17 protein-coding genes are annotated in these 18,506 nt (G+C 72.3%); 7 read left to right on the top strand and 10 right to left on the bottom strand.

Annotated elements, in window-relative coordinates:
• Positions 1–64 precede the first annotated feature (64 nt).
• Positions 65–2,395: a penicillin acylase family protein gene (locus tag ACWD02_RS35440; protein WP_451218603.1), complete on the top strand. Its 2,331-nt coding sequence runs from the start codon at positions 65–67 to the stop codon at positions 2,393–2,395.
• Here the strand turns inward: ACWD02_RS35440 and ACWD02_RS35435 are convergent.
• The 4 genes from ACWD02_RS35435 to ACWD02_RS35420 form a co-directional block, all read right to left on the bottom strand.
• On the bottom strand, positions 2,365–3,444 hold the full coding sequence (locus ACWD02_RS35435; RefSeq protein ID WP_451218600.1) for a DUF917 domain-containing protein: 1,080 nt from the start codon (positions 3,442–3,444) through the stop codon (positions 2,365–2,367). The genes ACWD02_RS35440 and ACWD02_RS35435 overlap by 31 nt on opposite strands.
• Positions 3,437–5,017: a hydantoinase/oxoprolinase N-terminal domain-containing protein gene (locus tag ACWD02_RS35430; RefSeq protein ID WP_451218598.1), complete on the bottom strand. Its 1,581-nt coding sequence runs from the start codon at positions 5,015–5,017 to the stop codon at positions 3,437–3,439. Before ACWD02_RS35430 ends, ACWD02_RS35435 begins: the two co-directional genes overlap by 8 nt.
• A gap of 383 nt (positions 5,018–5,400) precedes the next feature.
• Entirely contained in the window at positions 5,401–6,789 is a 1,389-nt protein-coding gene (locus ACWD02_RS35425; protein ID WP_451218595.1) for an NAD(P)/FAD-dependent oxidoreductase, read from the bottom strand.
• A gap of 169 nt (positions 6,790–6,958) precedes the next feature.
• Positions 6,959–7,351 (bottom strand): VOC family protein, encoded by a 393-nt coding sequence (locus ACWD02_RS35420; RefSeq protein ID WP_451218592.1) that lies wholly within the window; start codon positions 7,349–7,351, stop codon positions 6,959–6,961.
• 93 nt (positions 7,352–7,444) lie between these two features.
• Here ACWD02_RS35420 and ACWD02_RS35415 point away from each other — a divergent pair, with 93 nt between their 5' ends.
• Complete coding sequence (locus tag ACWD02_RS35415; protein ID WP_451218590.1) at positions 7,445–8,017, top strand: GNAT family N-acetyltransferase; 573 nt, start codon at positions 7,445–7,447, stop codon at positions 8,015–8,017.
• A 12-nt stretch (positions 8,018–8,029) separates the two neighbouring features.
• Here the strand turns inward: ACWD02_RS35415 and ACWD02_RS35410 are convergent, their stop codons facing one another.
• The 3 genes from ACWD02_RS35410 to ACWD02_RS35400 form a co-directional block, all read right to left on the bottom strand.
• Positions 8,030–8,713, bottom strand: a complete 684-nt coding sequence (locus ACWD02_RS35410; protein ID WP_361048193.1) for a glycerophosphodiester phosphodiesterase — start codon at positions 8,711–8,713, stop codon at positions 8,030–8,032.
• 67 nt (positions 8,714–8,780) lie between these two features.
• Positions 8,781–8,915, bottom strand: coding sequence for a hypothetical protein (locus ACWD02_RS35405; RefSeq protein ID WP_451218585.1), 135 nt, complete (start codon positions 8,913–8,915; stop codon positions 8,781–8,783).
• A 77-nt stretch (positions 8,916–8,992) separates the two neighbouring features.
• A complete protein-coding gene (locus ACWD02_RS35400) occupies positions 8,993–9,673 on the bottom strand; it encodes a PadR family transcriptional regulator (protein ID WP_451218582.1) in 681 nt (226 codons plus the stop codon).
• Between the two features lie 79 nt (positions 9,674–9,752).
• Between ACWD02_RS35400 and ACWD02_RS35395 the strand changes: the two genes are divergently transcribed.
• Both ACWD02_RS35395 and ACWD02_RS35390 read left to right on the top strand, forming a co-directional pair.
• On the top strand, positions 9,753–11,276 hold the full coding sequence (locus ACWD02_RS35395) for a phosphatase PAP2 family protein (RefSeq protein WP_451218579.1): 1,524 nt from the start codon (positions 9,753–9,755) through the stop codon (positions 11,274–11,276).
• 46 nt (positions 11,277–11,322) lie between these two features.
• Complete coding sequence (locus ACWD02_RS35390) at positions 11,323–12,006, top strand: M23 family metallopeptidase (RefSeq protein WP_451218576.1); 684 nt, start codon at positions 11,323–11,325, stop codon at positions 12,004–12,006.
• 34 nt (positions 12,007–12,040) lie between these two features.
• Here ACWD02_RS35390 and ACWD02_RS35385 read toward each other — a convergent pair whose 3' ends face one another.
• The gene (locus ACWD02_RS35385; RefSeq protein ID WP_451218573.1) at positions 12,041–13,270 is read right to left on the bottom strand and encodes a metallophosphoesterase; all 1,230 of its coding nucleotides are present in this window, start codon (positions 13,268–13,270) and stop codon (positions 12,041–12,043) included.
• A 192-nt stretch (positions 13,271–13,462) separates the two neighbouring features.
• Between ACWD02_RS35385 and ACWD02_RS35380 the strand changes: the two genes are divergently transcribed.
• On the top strand, positions 13,463–14,662 hold the full coding sequence (locus ACWD02_RS35380; protein WP_451218570.1) for a CaiB/BaiF CoA transferase family protein: 1,200 nt from the start codon (positions 13,463–13,465) through the stop codon (positions 14,660–14,662).
• Between the two features lie 32 nt (positions 14,663–14,694).
• Here ACWD02_RS35380 and ACWD02_RS35375 read toward each other — a convergent pair whose 3' ends face one another.
• The gene (locus ACWD02_RS35375; protein ID WP_451218567.1) at positions 14,695–15,939 is read right to left on the bottom strand and encodes an amidohydrolase; all 1,245 of its coding nucleotides are present in this window, start codon (positions 15,937–15,939) and stop codon (positions 14,695–14,697) included.
• 200 nt (positions 15,940–16,139) lie between these two features.
• Between ACWD02_RS35375 and ACWD02_RS35370 the strand changes: the two genes are divergently transcribed.
• Positions 16,140–16,586: an SRPBCC family protein gene (locus tag ACWD02_RS35370; RefSeq protein WP_363206452.1), complete on the top strand. Its 447-nt coding sequence runs from the start codon at positions 16,140–16,142 to the stop codon at positions 16,584–16,586.
• A gap of 73 nt (positions 16,587–16,659) precedes the next feature.
• On the opposite strand, the gene ACWD02_RS35365 is transcribed toward ACWD02_RS35370, so the two are convergent.
• Positions 16,660–17,271, bottom strand: coding sequence for a TetR/AcrR family transcriptional regulator (locus tag ACWD02_RS35365; protein WP_451218564.1), 612 nt, complete (start codon positions 17,269–17,271; stop codon positions 16,660–16,662).
• 194 nt (positions 17,272–17,465) lie between these two features.
• On the opposite strand from ACWD02_RS35365, the gene ACWD02_RS35360 reads away from it, so the two are divergent.
• The gene (locus tag ACWD02_RS35360) at positions 17,466–18,452 is read left to right on the top strand and encodes an alpha/beta hydrolase family protein (protein ID WP_451218561.1); all 987 of its coding nucleotides are present in this window, start codon (positions 17,466–17,468) and stop codon (positions 18,450–18,452) included.
• Positions 18,453–18,506 lie beyond the last annotated feature (54 nt).

The following is an 18,506-nucleotide window of genomic DNA, read 5'->3' as shown; positions in this document are numbered from 1 at the left end:
TCCCCGGGCGATGCCATCCTCATGTCGGACGACGCATTGGACCTGGCTCGTGAGTGAGGCAAGCATGACGGACAGGGATGACTTCGAGGTGCCGGGTCTCCGGGAGCCCGTGGAGATCCGGATCGACCGGTGGGGCGTCCCGCATCTGTACGCCGCGTCCCAGGACGACCTCTTCCTGGCCCAGGGCTTCAACGCGGCCCGCGACCGCCTCTTCCAGCTCGACCTGTGGCGGCGGCGTGGACTCGGCCTGCTCGCCGAGGTGTTGGGGGAGCGGTACGCCGAACACGACCGCGCCGCACGGCTGTTCCTCTACCGCGGTGACATGGCCGAGGAGTGGCGCGCGTACGGCGACGACACGGAGCGGGTGACGACGGCCTTCGTCGACGGCATCAACGCGTTCGTGTCGCTGTGCCGCGCGGACGCGACCCCACTGCCGCCCGAATTCGCCTTGTTGCGATACGAACCGGCGTACTGGCAGCCCTCCGACGTGGCCCGCATCCGCAGCCACGGCCTGCAGTACAACCTCCGCGACGAGGTGGCCCGAGCGCTCACCCTGCGCGATCACGGCCCCGCGGTGGAGGAGCTGCGCCGCCGCCGCGAGCCCGCCCCGCACCGGCTGCGCGTCCCCGATGGCCTCGACCTGTCCGTCATCCCGGCCGACGTCCTGCGCGTGTACGACATGGCCACCACGCCCCCGTGGGCGGCGGACGCGGCGCCCCGCCAGGGCCTGGACGGCTCCAACAACTGGGTCATCGCCCCCTCTCGCACCGCCACCGGCCGGCCCCTCCTGGCCAACGACCCGCACCGCGGGATCGCCCTGCCCGCGCTTCGCTACCTCGCGCACCTCTCGGCGCCTGGCATCGACGCCGTCGGAGCGGGCGAACCGGCCCTGCCCGGAATCTCCATCGGCCACAACGGCCATGTCGCCTTCGGCCTGACGATCTTCCCGATCGACCAGGAGGACCTGTACGTCTACCGCACGAACCCCGAGAACCCGCGTGAGTACTGGCATCAGGACCGCTGGGAGCCGATGACACGGGTCACCGAGACGATCCCGGTGCGTGACGGCGACGCCGTCCCGGCCGACCTGTGGTTCACCCGCCACGGCCCGGTCATCCGTGAACTCCCCGAGCGGGACACCGCGTTCGCCGTCCGCGCCGCCTGGCTCGGACCCGGCATGGCCCCCTACCTGGGCAGCATGGACTACATGCGGGCGGCGAGCCCCGACGCGTTCGTGGCGGCGATGCGACGCTGGGGCGCCCCCGGCGAGAACCAGGTCTACGCGGCCCCCGACGGCACGATCGGCTGGCGGCCCGCCGGCCGTGTCCCCGTCCGCCCCGGCTGGGACGGCACGCTCCCGGTGCCGGGCGACGGGCGCTATGAATGGGACGGCTTCCTGGACGTGGAGGAACTGCCCTCCGTCCGCGACCCGGCCCAGGGCTGGTTCGCCACGGCCAACCAACTGAACCTGCCGCCGACGTACCCGAACGCGGAAAAGACGGTGACGTACGACTGGTACGCACCGACCCGCCACGACCGCATCACGGAGGAACTCGGCTCGCACGGATCCTGGACGGTCGAGGACTGCGTACGACTGCAGACGGATTACGTGAGCCTGCCGGGACGGCGGATCCAACGGCTGCTCGTGGGCCTCGAGGACAGCAGGGCCACGGTCGCCGCCGCCCTCGCCCTCCTGCGGGACTGGGACACCCGTCTCACCGCCGACTCGCCTGCCGCCGCCCTCTTCGAGGTCTGGTACCGGCGCCATCTGCGGCCCGCCCTCCTGGCGCGGGCCCTCGGCGGAGCAGTGGGCGAAGAGCGGGTCGAGCAGGCCCTGGCGGGTGTTCTGCCCGTCGAGGACGGCGCGGGGGATGCCCGCGTCGACATGGAACTCCTGGACCAGGGGCCTGATCCCGGTCTGTTGCTCGGCACGCTGTCCTCGGCCGTGGACGAGGTCGCCGGGCTGCTGGGGGACGACCCCGCCGCCTGGTCCTGGGGCGCCCTCCACCACGCCCACCCGCACCACCCCATCGCCGCGCTGCTCGCCGGTCCCGCCCCGGAGTGGGCCGCCGTGGGGCCGGCCCCGCGTGGCGGCAGCGGGGACACCGTGGGAGCCGCCGCCTACGGGCCCGGGTTCCGGCAGACCGCGGGGGCCACCTTCCGGGTCGTGGTGGACGTCGGCTCCTGGGACGACTCCGTGGCGATGAACTCGCCGGGGCAGTCCGGCGATCCGGGCAGCCCGCACTACGACGACCTGTTCGCGGGCTGGGCCGCCGACGGTTCCTTCCCGCTCCTCTACTCGCGGGAGGCGGTGGAGAAACACACGCGGCGGACGATCACCCTGCGACCGTCCGCCGCGGACGGTCAGGGGGCGGCCGAGCCGAAGGGCAGGTAGTCCACCTCGTACCCGAAACAGCGTGGGCCGGTCAGCGCGAGGCCGCCCGGAGTGATCCAGCGCGGGTCGCAGCGGGCGGCGATGACGCTGACCCGCAGGCCGTAACGCAGGCCCTCCGTGGTCACCGGGTCGCCGGTCCCGCTGTCCAGGACACAGATCAGGTCGGGCGTGGTCGCCACGGTCACCCCGTCGCGCGTGGCCATCAAGTGCTCGTTCTGGAAGCCGAGTTCGAGCACCCGGCCCGCGTCACCGCGCGTTCCCTCGACGCGGGCGTGGCCGCGCGCGAAGCCGCCCTCCGTGCGGCGGGCCACGTCGGTCACCCTGCCCGTCAGGAGGGGGATGCCGTCCAGCAGCGACCGCGCGGCCGCCACCGGATCACCGTGCGCGGCGCGTGCCTCGCGCACCACGGCTCCCAGCCGCGCGGCGAGCGTCAGCGTCGCCGGGACCAGGCCGTCGGCGAGCTGATCGCCGCGCAGCACCGTGTCCGCGCAACTGATCTGGCAGCCGAGCTCCACGCACAGCGCGCGGGCGATCCGCTCGGCGGCATGGTTGTCGACGGCCTCGACGACGATGGTGTTTCCCTTGTCGTCGGCGAGCGCCATCGGCGAGTTGGAGATCCCGGCGAGGCCGGGCAGCACCATCTGCGCCTCGGGGAACGCCCGTCCCATCGCGTCCCCGTCCACCAGGGGCAGCCCGGCCCGCGCGGCGCACGCGATCGGCAGCATGGAGTTGACCCCGCCGACCTCCAGCGGCGTCAGGTGCGTGGCCCGGCGCCCGAGGTGTCTCTCCAGGGCGCGCAGCGCGTCCAGGTGCTCCCGCCCGTTGGGCACACGCTCGAGAAGGACGGTGGGCGCGCCCATGCCGGAGATGGGGATCACGGTCGCGTCGGCGTCGACCTCGTCGATGCCGGTGACCCGCACCGGACCGTACGCGCGGATCGCCTCGCGGGCGAGCAGCTTGCCGATGTACGGGTCGCCGCCCCCGCCCGTGCCGAGGATGCCCGCGCCCCGCGCGATGTCGTCGAGGTTGCCGAGGGTGATCTCATGCATGGGCGACCGCCCCGGCGCCGGGCGCGGTGGCCCCGCCGGGACGCCCCAGGTCCAGATCGCCCACGGCCCGCACCCGGATGCGCGTCGCACCGCCGGGCAGATAGGCGAGCGGCACCTCCTCGATGTCGACGACGCGTACGCTCCCGGCGCGGGCCCCGGCGTCCAGCGCACGCCCGACGGCCTCGTCCCGGGCCCCGGCGAGCACGGTGTCCCGGTGTCCGTCGGGGACGCGGAAGACCCGGTCGACCTCGCCGCCGACCTGCGCGATCGCCGCGCCCACCGCGTTGGCCACGTCGAAGTGGTCCGGCCTGCGCACATCGGTGAAGCCGGGCAGCGCATCGGGCACGAGGACGGAACCGCCTCCCACGACGACCACCGGCAGCACCGCCGCCGAGGTCCGCATCCGGTCCACGCCTTCGGCGAGCCGCTCGTCGACGCGGGCCAGCGCGCGGTCGGTGAACTCACGCCCCAGGTGGGCGACATGTGGGCCGTGCCCGATGTCCGCGCGGCCCGCGGCCACCGCGAGATCCGTCGCCGTCAGCTGCCTGCCGCCGAAGACGAGCGCTTCGCGCGTGAGCAGGTGGCCAACGGACCGCGGCCCCGTCTCACCGTCGCGCGACACCACGGACCCTCCGCCGATGCCGAGCGAAAGGACGTCGGGGATACGGAAGTTGGTGCGGATCCCCGCGGCCTGGCTCTCGCCACCGGCCTCCCGCGGATAACCCCCGCTCAGGACGCCGATGTCGGCGGTGGTGCCGCCCACGTCGACGACCGCGCAGTCCCCGATCCCGGAGAGGAGCGCCGCGCCCCGCATCGAGTTGGTCGGCCCGGACGCGAACGTCGCGACGGGGTACGCGCGCGCGAAGTCGACGTCCATCAGCGTCCCGTCGTTCTGCGAGAGGAAGAACGGCGCCGTGATCGACATCTCGGCCAGCGCCTTGCCGAACGACTCGACGATGACGGTGGCCAGATCCCGCAGCGATGCGTTGATGATCGTGGCGTTCTCGCGCGCGAGCAGCCCGACCCGGCCGAGATCGTGCGAGAGCGAGAAGTGCACGCCTTCGCCCAGCTCCGCCCGCAGGATCTCGGCGGCGCGCCACTCGTCCGCCTCCGCGACCGGCGAGAAGACCGACGACACGGCGACCGAGGTGAGACCGCGTGCGGCGATGTCCGCGGCCGTCCTGCGCAGCTCGTCCGGGTCGAGCGGAGACAGCGGCCGCCCGTCGAACTCCCGTCCGCCATGGCAGAGATAGCCGTGCCCGCCGACGGCGGCCCGCTGCCGCGCCGGCCAGTCCGCCATGGGCGGCAGGGCGGCGGTGGCGGGGAGGCCGAGGCGTACGGCGGCCACCGGTGTGAGCCGGGCGCCCTCGACGAGCGCGTTGAGGAAGTGCGTGGTGCCGATCATCACCGAGGTGACGGATTCGGCGGGTGGTGTCAGGCTCCGGATCGCCGAGGTGACACCGGAGGTGATGTCGGGCGTGGTCGGTGACTTGGCGGCCGCGAGTACGCGGTCGTCGTACCCGAGGAGGGCGGCGTCGGTGTTGGTCCCACCGACATCGATGCCGATACGCATGGTGGTGGAGTCCTTCGTGTGGCGACAGGGCGGGTGATGCGTAGTACGGACGTGACGCGCGCCGTGATCAATCAGACGGCGAGACGGCGGAGTCCGGGGCGTCTCCCGGCCATCTGGCGGCCGCATCGACCTTCAGACGGCGGCCGCGCCGTACCGGAGCCCTGGTTCATCGGCTTCTCACCGTCCTGCCCAGGACCCCGGCACGCTGAAGCGCGACCCCTACCCCACCACTGGTAGTCGCCGCCCGTCCGCACGACCAGGGAGGAATCCGCTGCTCCGGCGTGCGCGCAGCACCCTGTCGTGCTCCCGCGCGAAGGCCGGCGCTCGCGGCTCGCGAGCACCGGCCTTCGTATGAACCCTGTCTGTTGAACCTGTCCGCGGCCCTACGGGAACAGCGGCTTCTCCGGGGCCATGGAACGTGCCGCCACCTCCGACGTCATCCGCGCGTGGATCTCCTCCGGCGAGAGATAGACGTCCGTCTTCTCGAAGTCCGCCAGTGTGGCGGGCCGCTGGGACTGGAACCCGGTGCGCACGTAGTCGTCGCCCGCGAGCGCGTTGAGCCCCCAGTTCGCGGCCGTACGGAAGCGCGCGGTGACGGTCCGCAGCGCCCCCAGGTGGTAGCCGCGCGCGACGATCTGCGCGGGCAGCCCGGTCAGCTGCACGCCCAGCGGCTTCGACACGGCCTGGATGCCGCCGAGGTCCACGACCAGGCCCATGTCCTTGTGCCGGTAGGAGGTCAGGGCCGTGCCCCGCAGTGCCGCGGTGACGTTCTTCGCCGCCGCCCACCCCTGGCGCATGGCGTGCTGCGCGGTCGGCGGGCAGATCGCGTCGCCACCCTTGGCGAGGTCGGGGACGGCCGCCGCGTCGCCGAGCGCGAACACACCGTCCATGCCCGGAACCGTCAGCTCCGGATCGACGACCAGGCGCCCGCGGTTGGTCTCCGCGCCCAGTGTGGCGATGAGCGGACTCGGTGCCACACCGGCGGTCCAGATCAGCGTCCGGCAGGGCAGCGCGCGCCCGTCGGTGAGGGTGACGGTGTCCTCGGTGGCCTTGTCCACCGTCACCCCGAGCGAGACCTCGACGCCACGCCGCCGCATGATGGCGAGCGCCTTCTCGCCGAGCCGGTCGCCCAGTTCAGGCATCAACTTCGGTGCCACGTCGACCAGATGCCACTTGATCTCCGCGGGGTCGAGCCCCGGGTACCGCTCGGCCGCGGCGCTCGTCAGGCGGTGCAGATACGCCGCCGTCTCCGTCCCGGCGTACCCGCCGCCGACGACCACGAACTGCAGCCGCGACTCGCGCTCGGCCCGGTCCGAGCTCGCCGACGCCAGGTCGAGCTGCGAGATCACGTGGTCACGGATCCAGGCGGCCTCGGCCAGCGTCTTCACTCCCACGGCGTGCTGGTCGACTCCGGGGATGTCGAACTGCCGGGTCACGCTGCCCGGGGTCAGGACGAGATAGTCGTAGCGCTCCACGACCTCCTCGCCGTTGATCTTGCGTACGATCACGGCCTTCGCGCTCGGGTCCACGCCGATGGCCCCGCCCGGCACGATCGCCGTACGGCGCAGCATGCGGCGCAGCGGCACGGCGACCGACTGCGGCGTCAGCACGCCCGACGCGACATGGGGAAGCAGGGGCAGATACAACTGGTGGTCCTGCGGGCTGACGAGTCGCAGTTCGGCGTCCTGCGCCTTGAGCGTCCGCTCCAGCTTGTGCGCGCACTCCATACCGGCGAAGCCACCGCCGATGATCAGAATCCGGGGACGTTGCATACGAGATCGCTCCAGGGTTGGGCGAGGGGTCCGGTCAATCCTCCGACGAGGGGCGTCCCGGCGCATGTCGGGTGCGCCGGGCGAGGAATCCGGGTACCCCGTGCCCGCCGGACGAATCGGCATCACGCGTCCGGTGAGCTCGGCGGCCGGCCGTAAGGGCGGTTCTCCGTCAGATCCCGGGCCGGTACCGGATCGGGTGGTCCTCCGGCACCTCGACGATGACGATCTTGACGCCGTCGGGGTCCGCGATCCACATCTCGACCAGGCCCCAGGGCTCCTTCTGCGGCTCCCGCACCACCTCCACGCCCCGGGCCACGAGTTCCGCGTGCGCAGCGCGCGCGTCCGCCACCTGCAGCCACAACTGGAGGCCGGGTGCGGGCGGGGTCTTTGAGCGCCCGGAGACCTCCAGGTGGCCGCCGCCCAGGAAGTAGACGGTGCCGCGGTCGGGACCCGTGCCGAACTCGCGGTAGACGGCGAGGCCGAGCGCCTCGCCGTAGAACGCGCGCGAGCGCTCGGGGTCGGTGGGACGGAGAAGTGTCCTGCTGCTCAGTACATGCACCATGCAGCCGCACCTTAGTGGGGGGATACGCTCGTCCGTGCCTCGCCCACGCCGCGCCCGACAGCGGCGGGCCAGAGAGATCGGAGAACCCGCCCCATGGACACCGCCCCGCGCCCCAGCACGAGCGACCTCACCGTCACCGCGAGCGACCTCACCTTCCGGGACGCCACCGACGCGGACGTCGACGGACTCGTCTCGCTGATCCAGTCGGCGTACCGCGGTGACGCGAGCCGGGCCGGCTGGACCACGGAGGCGGACATCCTGGAAGGGCAGCGGACCGACCCGCAGGGTGTCGTCGATGTCATCAAGTCCCCGGCGAGCAAGCTGCTCACGGTCGAGCGGGACGGCGGGATCATCGCCTGCTGCCAGCTCGAACACCGCGGGGAGCACGCCTACTTCGGGATGTTCGCGGTGAGCCCGGCACTACAGGGCGCGGGCCTCGGCAAGGTGATCATGGCGGAGGCCGAGCGGCGGGTCCGCGAGGCGTGGGGCGTGAAGGAGATGCACATGACCGTGATCTCCGTACGCGACGACCTCATCGCCTGGTACGAGCGGCGCGGCTACCGCCGTACGGGAAAGATGACTCCCTTCCCGTACGGCGACGAGCGCTTCGGCGTTCCCCGGCGCGACGACCTGCAGTTCGAGCTGCTCGTCAAGCCGCTGGTCTGAGCGAGGGCCGGGTCAGGCCGTGAAGCGGCCCGTCCGCTTGATCTCCGGGTAGTCCGTGGTCGCTCCGTCCAATTGCAGCGCGCGCACGAGCCGCAGGTCGTCCTGGGTGTTCACGACCCAGCCGATGATGCGCAGGTCGGCCTTCTTGGCACGCTCGACGATCTCCAGCGTCAGCCGCCTGATGTTCAGGACGAGGGTGGTGGCACCGACCGCCGTGGCGCGCTCCACGACGTCGGTGCCGTAGCGGCTCGCGACGAGAGCGGTGCGCACGCCGGGGACGAGGCGGGCGATCTCGGCGATCGCCTCGTCGTGGAAGGAGATCACCTCGACGCGGCCGACCAGGTCGCGCCGGTGCATCACCTCGGCGAGGGCGCGGGCGGCGGCCACATCCTTGATCTCGGCCTGCAGCGGCGCCTTCACCGCGTCGAGGACCTCTTCGAAGACGGGGATGCGCTCACCGCGCCCCGCGTCGAGCTCCCGCAGCTCGGCCAGGGTCTTCTCGGCGATCGGTCCCTTGCCGTCGGTCGTACGGGCCACGTCCGCGTCGTGCATGACGACGAGGGCGCCGTCCTTGCTCAAGTGCAGATCGAGCTCGATGAGATCGAGGCCCGCGGCTTGCGCGGCGATGAAGGACCGGAGGGTGTTCTCGGGTTCGACACCCATGACCCCGCGGTGACCGATGGTGAGGAAGTTCAAGGTTCACTCGCTTCCGTCGACGGCGGCTCGGTGGCCGCGGGGAGGTGCCACGCGGCAAGGTCGCAGCCTAACGGCCCGCCTCCGCGAAGGAACCGCCCGTACGGGGGTGCCCGGAGGAATCGGAGTCGTCCGCTCTGCTTCCCACGATCCCGAGCAGAAGACCGGTGATGACGGCGGCGACAAGGACGGCACGGGTGGTCACAGGTGCACTGCTCCATACGGCGGGGTCGGCTGGCCCCGCTCGTCCTACCGTCTCGGGCCCCCGGACCGCGAGCCACGTCACCCGTGGGTGGGCGAGTCCCCCCGGGGTTGACCGGGGGGAGCGCATGCGCTGCTTTCCGTGCGCTCGGCGGGCGTCGGCGGCGCCATCTCCATGAGATCGACGAGCATCGCCTCCGCCAGATCTATCTCCGCCTCGAGGCGCCGCCCGCTCCAGCGCAGGGCGATCTGCGGGTGGGTCCAGGCCGCCTCCCCGTCCGCCCGGGCGAGCGCGTCGTGCACCTCCTTGAGCTCACCCCGCGTGTGCGCGATGTGCTCGGTCACCAGGGCCCGCAGGTGCTCCGGCGCCGCGAGGTGCCCGAGCCAGACCCGCAGGAGCAGCGGGTGCTTCAGGACGGCGGGGCCCGCGTCCTCGGCGCCCCCCGCCCATCCGATCAGCGCGGCGCGCCCCTCGGCGGTGATGGCGTACGACCGCTTCGCGCGAGGCTCCTCGGGCCCCGAGCGCCGCGACGTGGCGTACCCGAGTGCTTCGAGGCGGCGCAGCTCGGCGTAGATCTGGCTGATGGCGGGGGACCAGTAGAAGTGGCGCAGCGAGGCGTCCGCCCACTTCTTCAGCTCGTATCCCGTGCGCTCCCCGGGGAAGGAGAGCAGGCCGAGCACCGCCCACGCGGTCGGCGGCAGTTCGGCCGGCCGCCGCACGGACGGGGGACCCTGGGGTGAGGTGGAGGGGGGGACTGCCATATGACTGATTGAAGTGAACGTCACAGTCCCGGCGCAAGATGTGTGCGGTGCGAAGGACATGCGCGGGTATAGGGGCTTCATGAGTGATCTCCCGACGTCGCACATCCGCAGGCTGCTGGGCGCCACGGACCGCCTGGCGTTCCACCGTGTGGCCGCCCGCTCCTGGCCGGCGGCGCAGCCCGTGCTGCCCCGGCTGAGCCGCGCGGCCGACCACGGTCTGCTGTGGTTCGGCATCGCGGCGGGGATGTGGGTGTTCGGCGGCGCACGCGGCAGGCGGGCCGCGGTGCGTGGCGTCTCCTCGCTGGCCCTCGCGTCGGCCACGGTCAACACGCTCGGCAAGAGCGCGGTGCGCCGCTCCCGGCCGCTCCTGGACACGGTGCCGGTGATAAGGCACCTGTCGCACCAGCCGATCACCAGCTCCTTCCCCTCCGGGCACTCCGCGTCGGCGGCCGCCTTCGCCACGGGTGTGGCCCTGGAGTCGCGGGGACTCGGCGCGGCCGTGGCCCCGGTCGCGGCGTCGGTCGCCTTCTCCCGCGTCTACACCGGCGTGCACTACCCCAGCGACGTCCTGGTCGGCGCGGCCCTCGGCGCGGGCGCCGCCTACGCCGTGCGCGGCATGGTGCCCTCCAGGTCACAGCTGCCGCCGCCCGCGCGCCCCCGGACGGACGCGCCCGCGCTGCCGGAGGGCGAGGGGCTCGTCGTGGTGGTGAACCCCTCGTCCGGGGCCCAGCCGCAACTCCTCGACCCGGTGCGGCAGTTGAAGATGGCCCTGCCCCGCGCGGAGGTGGTGCTCTACGAGGAGGAAGCGGGACCGCTGCCCAAGGTCCTCGAGGAGGCCGCCAGGGACGCCGCCCGGCGCGGCGGGGTCTTCGGCGTGTGCGGCGGGGACGGCACGGTGAACGCTGCCGTGACCCAGGCCCTGCGCTTCGACGTGCCGCTGATGGTGCTGCCCGGCGGAACGTTCAACCACTTCGCCGCCGACCTGGGCGTCGACACGGTCGCGGACGCCTGCATCGCCCTCGCCGAGGGCAGCGCCGTGAAGGCCGACGTCGGCCGGGTCAAGCCCCTGGCCGGGACCGGCCCCGACGGCGGGGCACACTCCGAGCCGGTGTACTTCCTGAACACGTTCAGCCTCGGCTCCTACCCCGAGCTCGTACGCATCAGGGAGGAATGGTCCCCGAAGATCGGCGGTCCGCCCGCGGCCCTGCTCGGCGTCGCCCAGATCCTGCACACGGGACGGCCGCTGCGCGCGGTGGTGAACGGCAAGGCCCGCTCGATGTGGATGCTCTTCGCGGGCAACGGCGCCTACCGCAGCACCGGCATCGCCCCGGTGCGCAGGCACGACCTGGCCGACGGCCTGCTCGACGTCCGCATCGCGCACGGCGGTCGCTTCGCGCGCAGCCGCCTGCTGGCCGCGGCGATCGTCGGCCAGCTGACCAAGACCCGCCTGTACGCCTCCGCCAAGGCCCAGCGCCTGGTCATCTCGGGCCTGCCCGAGGGCACACGGATGGCGTACGACGGCGAACTCGCCCCCGCCCCCTCCGCACTGCTCCTCGACAAGCTCCCCGAGGCGCTCACCGTGTACCGGCCGACGCTCGACTGACCGCGGGGCGGACCGGCACGGCGTTACGCCAAGCGGAGCACTCGGGGTGCGCGGCGCTCCCGTCGCCAGTGTGCTGGCCTTCATGGGCTACGACATAGACAGCCCGCGTGAAGCGGGCAGCACACGACGCGACGTACTCGGCGTCGCCGCGGTCCTCCTGACCGGCGGCGCCCTCACGGTGGCGGGACCCGCGTCGCACGCCGCCGCGGAAACGGACGGCGGCTGCGGCCTCGGCTACGACGAGGAGTTCGAGGAAGCCCTCGCCGAGGCGGACGAGGCGGTCCCCGAGAACCGGGCGCTCGCCCCGGAGAAACCAAAACGCAAGTTCGCCCTGCCGCTCCGCCGGCGCTTCCGCGTCTCCGCCCGCTACGGGGTACGCGGCAACTGGCTCGCCGGACACCACACCGGCATCGACCTCGCGGTCCCCACGGGAACCCCGGTGCACGCCGTCGGCGGCGGCACCGTGGTCCTGGCCCGCTGGTCCGGCGCGTACGGCAAGGCGGTCACGGTGCGGCTGCGGGACGGGCACTACGCCGTGTACGCGCACCTCTCGCGCATCTCCGTGCGCCAGGGGTCCCGCATCGGCACCGGCGACCGCCTCGGCAGCAGCGGGTCCACGGGCCGGGCCACCGGCCCACACCTCCACCTGGAGATCCGAGCCGAGCGTGGCTACGGAACGGACGTCAATCCGGTCAAATACCTCGCGCGGCGGGGCGCCCGCTTGTTGTGAGCTTCCCCGCACCATCTTCTTCGGCCGGCCTTCTTCAGCCGACGCTGACGCGGCCCGCGACCGTCGTGGAGGTCGTTGTGGTGTGGGCCAGGTGTGCGGTGCGGGTGGGGACGTCGACCGTGTAGGTGTCCACGGTCATCGCCCGCCCGGAGACCTTCAGGATCATGAATCCCACGTCGGAGAAGTTCTGCCAGGCGGCAAGGTGGTCGAAGTGGGCCCTGCCGTCACCGGACTTGGCGGCCGCGCCGCAGACGATCTGCCGGGTGCCCGCCGTGCGGGTCGTGGGCTCCAGGATCTGCAGGGTGTGGTCGTGCCCCGAAAGGATCAGGTCGGCGCGGCCGCACACCACCTGCTCGTACAGCTCCTTGAGGTGGATGCCCCGCGTGTAGTGGCCGATGAGGAAGCCGTCGTACGAACCGGCGCTGCCGTGCTTGCCGTTGTTCAGGTAGGGGTGGTGGCCGAGTACCACCTTCCAGCGGGCCCGGGACGCGGCGAGGGCGGAGTCCAGCCACTGGCGCTGGGCCCGCATGTAGGGGCCGTCCCACTGGTAGTGGCGTGAGGTCTGGGCGACGGTCGAGGCCACGGGGTTGGTGTCGAGGGCGAAGAACTCCACCACCGGGTCACTGCCCTCCGGAGCCGACGGCAGGGCCACGTTGTAGTAGCGGCTCGGCATGTACCAACGCGGGGAAGTGGCCGCGTACGAGACCTCGCGGTCCCCGCGCGAGGGGTCACCGCCGCTGCCCGGGATCAGGCCCGAGCAGTCGTGGTTGCCGAGCACCATGAGCCAGGGGACGTCGATGCCCGTGTTGGGCGTCTCGAACTTGTCCCGGAACTCGGAGTCGTGGTCGGACTCGGGCCCGTTCTCGTAGATGTTGTCACCCAGGCCGACCGCGAGGGAGACCTCCTCCTCGCGGCACACCCGGCGGGCTGCCTCGGTCACGGCCAGCTGTTCGTCGCCACCGGTTCCGGAGTCCCCGGTCAGCAGGACGGCGAACTCCCCCTTCTGGTTCGGCGCTTCGGGGAGAGGGAATTTCGCCGCGCCCCGGGTCGCCCCGCCCGGCGTCGCGGCGGCCTGCCCCGCGCCGAAGGGCAGCACGGCGAGCGCGGCCCCTGCGGCGGCACCGCCGAGCAGGGTGCGCCGGTGCAGGGTCAGGGCACCTGGCCCCCACTTGTCGGCGAGGTCCCGGGCCAGCGGCGCGTCGTCCCGCAGCCACTGCTGCTCGGTCAAGTCCGCGCGGGGCGGTATCAGTTCGTCATCGCACATCCGAGCGTTCTCCCATATCGGCGCGGCCAACGGAAGACGATCAGACGAATTGCCGGTGGCGACGCGGTCTCAAGCCACTGACCGGCGCCGCGAGGCCACCGGCGCGCCGCCCCCACGCCGCCCTGGACCACCGGGCCGAACTGGCCGAGGGTGGTCAGGTCCCGCTCGCCACGGCCAAGGAGGCCCCCGCACATGCCCGATGAGCCCCGCCCCGCTTCCCCCCTGGCCGGAACGAGGGTCGTGGACCTGTCCAAGATCCTCGCCGGGCCCTACGTCACCATGTCCCTCGCCGACCTCGGCGCGGACGTCATCAAGGTCGAGCACCCCCGGGGCGGCGACCCGACCCGTGCCTGGGGCCCGCCCTTCAACGGCCCCGACGCCACCTACTACCTGGCGGCCAACCGCAACAAGCGCTCGGTGACCCTCGACCTCAAGTCCCCCGAGGGGCAGGAAGCCGTGCACCGGATGCTCGCCGACGCGGACGTGCTGGTGGAGAACTTCCGCCCCGGCAGCTCCCTGGCCGACGTCTTCGACCACCGCGCGCTCAGCGAGCGCTACCCCCGCCTGGTGCTGCTCCACATCTCGGCGTTCGGCGACACCGGACCGCTGCGCGACGAGCCCGGCTACGACATGGTCGCCCAGGCGAGCGCCGGACTGATGTCACTCACCGGTGAGCCCGAAGGCCCGCCCGTCAAGGCCGGGTACGCGATGGGCGACCTAGGCGCCGCGCTCTTCGGCCTCATCGGTGTCACCTCGGCCCTCGTCGAGCGCGAGCGCACGGGACGCGGCCAGTACGTCACGACGTCCCTGTACGAGTCGCAGCTCGCCCTGCACATCAACTGGGCCACGGGCTACTTCGCCACCGGGGAACGGCCCACCCGCCTGGGCTCGGGCCATCCGAGCCTCGTCCCGTACCAGGCGTACGCCGCCTCCGACGGGTACTTCGTGATCGCCGTCGGCAGCGACGGACTCTTCCGCCGCCTGAGCGAGACGCTCGGCCACCCGGAGTGGGCCGACGACCCGCGCTTCGCCACCAACCGCACCCGCGTCACCCACCGCAAGGCCCTCAACGCCAAGCTGGAGGCGGTCCTCGTCGACGACACGGTGGCTCACTGGTGCGGCCTGCTCAAGCAGCGCGGCGTTCCCGTCGCCCCCATCCGTACCCTCGACGAGGTCTACGACTGCCCGCAGACCGAGGCGCTCGGTATGGTGCAGAAGGTCGATCACCCCGATGTGGGCCCGCTCCAGCAGGTCGCCTTCCCCGTCAGCTTCCGCGGCGAGCGCCCCGCCGTGCGCACCGCACCGCCCACCCTCGGCCTGCACAGCAGGGACGTGCTGGCCGAACTCGGTTACGACGAGGCGGCCATCGACCGCCTCCTCGACCACTCGTGACACCTGGCCTCCCTGCCCGGGGGCCCGGGGCCTCAGCAGCTCAGCTTGTGCAGCGCGGCGCCCACCAGCGTCTGTACGCCCGGCAGCAGGACCGAGAGGTCAGGGGCGAACAGGGGACTGTGATTGGCCGGCACACCAGTGATCTTCTCGCCGAGTTCCTCGCCCGGGGCGGCGTGCCAGGCGGCTTGAGAGGTCGATGACACGAACCAGAAGTCATAGGGCACCCCGGTGGGCACGAGGAGCGAGAAGTCCTCGCTGCCCATCGCGGGCCCGAAGTCGAACACGCTCCGCGCGCCGAGCAGTTCGCGGTGCAGGGCCGCGATCTCCGCGTCCAGTGCCGCGTCATTGACCGTGGCCGGGAAGCTCGCGCCCAGGTTCACCTCGGGCGGCGTCGGGCACCCGGCGGCCTGGCATTCCCCCTCGACGATGCGGCGAACGGCGGCCAGCACCCGCTCGCGCACCTTCACGTCCTGCGTACGGAGGTTCAGGCCGAGCCGGGCCTCCGCGGGGATGATGTTGGGCCGCCGGCCGGCGTGGAACTCCCCCGTGGTCAGCACCACCGAATCCGCCGCCGAGACCTCACGGGACACCACGGTCTGCAGCCGGGTGACGATGTACGCGGCCGTCACCACCGGGTCGACGCCTGCCTCGGGCCGCGAGCCGTGGCCACCGACGCCCGGCACCACGATGTGCACGTCGTCGGCGGCCGACATGATCAGCCCCGGCGTGTGCGAGACGAGGCCCGCGGGACCGGGGGCGACATGCTGGCCGAAGACGGCGTCGGGGCGCGGGAAGCGTTCGTGGAGCCCGTCGGCGACCATGGCCCGGGCTCCGCCGCCCGCCTCCTCGGCGGGCTGCCCGATCACCACGAGGGTGCCCGACCAGGTGTCCCGTGCGGCCGCGAGTGCTTCGGCGGCGAACGTCAGCCAGGTGACGTGCATGTCGTGGCCGCAGGCGTGCATCACTCCGTCGACCGTGGAGGCGTACGCGAGCCCCGTGGTCTCGGTGACCGGCAGCGCGTCCATGTCGCCGCGCAGCCACACCACGGGCCCCTCGCCGTTCTCCAGGACGCCCACGACGCCGGTGCCGCCGACCCCGGTGGTCACCGCGTACCCGGCGGTGCCAAGCCGTCCGGCGAGGATTTTGGCGGTGCGGTGCTCCTGGAAGGAGAGCTCGGGGTGGCGATGCAGATCCTGGTACAGCTTCTCCAGATCAGGTGCCTTCAGCCCTGAGGTGACGTCCAGGGCCAGACGCGCTGCGGCGGCTGCGGTGGGCATGCGGCTCCTTGCGTTCGAAGCGATCGAGACGGTGGACACGACCGAAGCATGAGGGACACGACCGAAGCATTCGAGGGACGGGATCACCCTTTCGGTCACCCTCGCACAGGGCAAGGCGCCCGGCAGCGGACGCCTCGGAAGGTGCGGCAGGTGGCGAAGTGTAAAAATCAGCCCATACCCCTCAAAGGAGTGTGGTCAGCGTGTCCCGGAACCGCCGTCTGATCCTGGCCTCACCGGCCGAGGTCTGGAGCCTGCTGTCCGACGGCCGCCGGTACGGGGAGTGGGTGACCGGAACCCAGGAGGTCCTCGCCGTGGACCCGCACTGGCCCGCGGTGGGTGCCCGCCTGAAGGTCCGGGTCGGCGTCGGCCGGCTGGTCCTGGACGACACCTGCGTCGTCCGCATCAGCGAACCGGAGAGCCGCCTGCAGCTGGAGGCGAAGGCGGGCCCCCTCGGCGCGGCCCGCATCGCCATGAACCTGGTCCCCTGGGGCGAACACACCCTCATGATCCTCGACTGGCACCCGCTCAGGGGTCCCGGCACCCGGATGCACGGTCTCCCCGTGGACTACGTGATCGGCGTCCGCAACGGCATGATGCTGACGAAACTGGCCAGGGTCGCGGTGGGCGAACACGGCCGGAACGTCTGAGGCTCAGTCCAGCGATTTCCAGGCCACGGCGTCCCATGGGGTGGTGCCAGGATCACCCCATGGGGCGCGGGACTCAGGACGGCTGCGGTTGCCGCAGTCCCCGCAGGAGCAGCGCGATCAAGCGGCGGGGGTCGTAGCGGTCGGGGTCGCTGTCGTGCCCGATGCAGAGGTTGCCGATGCCGCGCATGAGTTCGTAGGCGCGGGTGCCCGGCTTGATCTCGTCGGCGTCGGCCGCGGCCTGGAGCAGTTGCTCGCAGACCGGCACCAACCGGTCGAGGAAGTACGTGTGCAGCGCCTCGAAGCCGCTGCTGTCCGACTGCAGCGCGTTGGCGAGCCCGTGCTTGGTGACCAGGAAGTCGACGAAGAGATCGACCCATTGGTGCAGCGCGGCCAGCGGGGAACCGGCATCCGCCAGCAGGGCCGGGCCCGCCTCGGCGCACGCCTCGACCTGGTGGCGGTAGACGGCGACGACGAGATCGGACCGGGCCGGGAAGTGGCGGTAGATCGTCCCCACGCCGACACCCGCCCTGGCCGCGATCTCTCGGATCGGCGCGTCGACACCGGAGCTCACGAACACCGCGGCGGCGGCGGCCAGCAGCGTCTGTTCGTTGCGCCGCGCGTCGGCCCGCTTGCTTCGGGGCGCGCTCCGGGCCGGTACCTCTCCGGAGTTGCTTGCAGCGGGCATCGTGCTCTCCTTCCCGCGGGTCGGGGGTCGTTGACAAAGCGGAACACTGTTCCGTATCGTAATCGGAACAACGTTCCGCTTGCAGCATATCCGAAGCCGGACGTTTCCGACCGTCTGCCCCACTGCCCCCTGCCTCCTTGGCTGCCGATGTGCACTGAACCGGCAGCGCAGGCCACCGAAGGGAACCCCGCACCATGAGTGCATCGCATTCCGCAACAGCTAGCGCCGCCACAGCCGAAACCGCCGACATCCTCGGCTCGCCCAGCCCCGTCCTCTCCGTCAGCCCCGTGGTGCTTCCGTCCCCCGACCGGGCCGTCGACCTGGAGGTCCGCGTCTCCGCCCCCGTGACCGGGAACAACCTGCCGGTCATCCTCATCTCGCACGGCCAGGGCTTCTCGAACCACCTCTCCTCGCTGAACGGCTACGCCCCGCTCGCCAACTACTGGGCGGCGCGCGGCTTCGTCGTCATACAGCCCACCCATCTGAGCTCGCGGACGCTGAGCCTGGACCCCGACACCCCTGGCGCGCCCCTGTTCTGGCGCTCGCGCGCCGAGGACATGAAGCGCCTCCTCGATCAGCTCGACGTCATCGAGTCCGCCGTCCCGCAGCTCCGCGGGCGCGTGGACCGCGACAAGGTCGCCGTGGCCGGGCACTCGATGGGCGGGCACACCGCGAGCCTGCTCCTCGGCGCCCGGCTCACCGACCCGGAGGACGGGACGGAGGTGGACCTGGCCGATCCGCGCGTCAAGGCGGGCGTCCTTCTCGGCGCGCCAGGGAGGGGCGGTGACGCCCTCACCGACGAGGTCGCCAAGAACTACCCCTTCTTCTCGACCACGGACTTCTCCGGCATGGCGACGCCGACTCTCGTGGTCGCGGGCGACAAGGACGAGTCCGCCCACCTGACCGTCGCGGGCGCGGACTGGCACGCCGATCCGTACGCCCTCGCGCCGGGACCCAAGGACCTGCTCACCCTGTTCGGCGCGGAGCACGGGTTCGGCGGGATCTCCGGATACGACGTCGCCGAGACCACGGACGAGAACCCCGCACGCGTGGCCGCGGTCCAGCGCCTCACCTGCGCCTACCTTCGCAGCGAACTCCGCGACGGAGACCTCGCCTGGCAGAGGGAGCGCGAGGCGCTGGCGGCCGACCCCGACCCGATCGGACACATCGTGTCCAAGTGACGCCGAGGGGCGTGCCGCGGGGCGTGCCGAGGGGCCCTGCGCACCGCGCCGCAT

Source organism: Streptomyces sp. NPDC002853, assembly GCF_053591915.1.
This window is presented reverse-complemented; position numbering and strand designations above follow the sequence as displayed.

What these genes read in the sequence shown, in the direction of transcription:
- ACWD02_RS35395 (WP_451218579.1), top strand. Translation starts at nt 9,753, where the DNA reads ATGAGTGATCTCCCGACGTCGCACATCCGCAGGCTGCTGGGCGCCACG.
- ACWD02_RS35430 (WP_451218598.1), bottom strand. Translation starts at nt 5,017, where the DNA reads ATGCGTATCGGCATCGATGTCGGTGGGACCAACACCGACGCCGCCCTC.
- ACWD02_RS35440 (WP_451218603.1), top strand. Translation starts at nt 65, where the DNA reads ATGACGGACAGGGATGACTTCGAGGTGCCGGGTCTCCGGGAGCCCGTG.
- ACWD02_RS35380 (WP_451218570.1), top strand. Translation starts at nt 13,463, where the DNA reads ATGCCCGATGAGCCCCGCCCCGCTTCCCCCCTGGCCGGAACGAGGGTC.
- ACWD02_RS35425 (WP_451218595.1), bottom strand. Translation starts at nt 6,789, where the DNA reads ATGCAACGTCCCCGGATTCTGATCATCGGCGGTGGCTTCGCCGGTATG.
- ACWD02_RS35360 (WP_451218561.1), top strand. Translation starts at nt 17,466, where the DNA reads ATGAGTGCATCGCATTCCGCAACAGCTAGCGCCGCCACAGCCGAAACC.
- ACWD02_RS35385 (WP_451218573.1), bottom strand. Translation starts at nt 13,270, where the DNA reads ATGTGCGATGACGAACTGATACCGCCCCGCGCGGACTTGACCGAGCAG.
- ACWD02_RS35400 (WP_451218582.1), bottom strand. Translation starts at nt 9,673, where the DNA reads ATGGCAGTCCCCCCCTCCACCTCACCCCAGGGTCCCCCGTCCGTGCGG.
- ACWD02_RS35420 (WP_451218592.1), bottom strand. Translation starts at nt 7,351, where the DNA reads ATGGTGCATGTACTGAGCAGCAGGACACTTCTCCGTCCCACCGACCCC.
- ACWD02_RS35365 (WP_451218564.1), bottom strand. Translation starts at nt 17,271, where the DNA reads ATGCCCGCTGCAAGCAACTCCGGAGAGGTACCGGCCCGGAGCGCGCCC.
- ACWD02_RS35375 (WP_451218567.1), bottom strand. Translation starts at nt 15,939, where the DNA reads ATGCCCACCGCAGCCGCCGCAGCGCGTCTGGCCCTGGACGTCACCTCA.
- ACWD02_RS35435 (WP_451218600.1), bottom strand. Translation starts at nt 3,444, where the DNA reads ATGCATGAGATCACCCTCGGCAACCTCGACGACATCGCGCGGGGCGCG.
- ACWD02_RS35415 (WP_451218590.1), top strand. Translation starts at nt 7,445, where the DNA reads ATGGACACCGCCCCGCGCCCCAGCACGAGCGACCTCACCGTCACCGCG.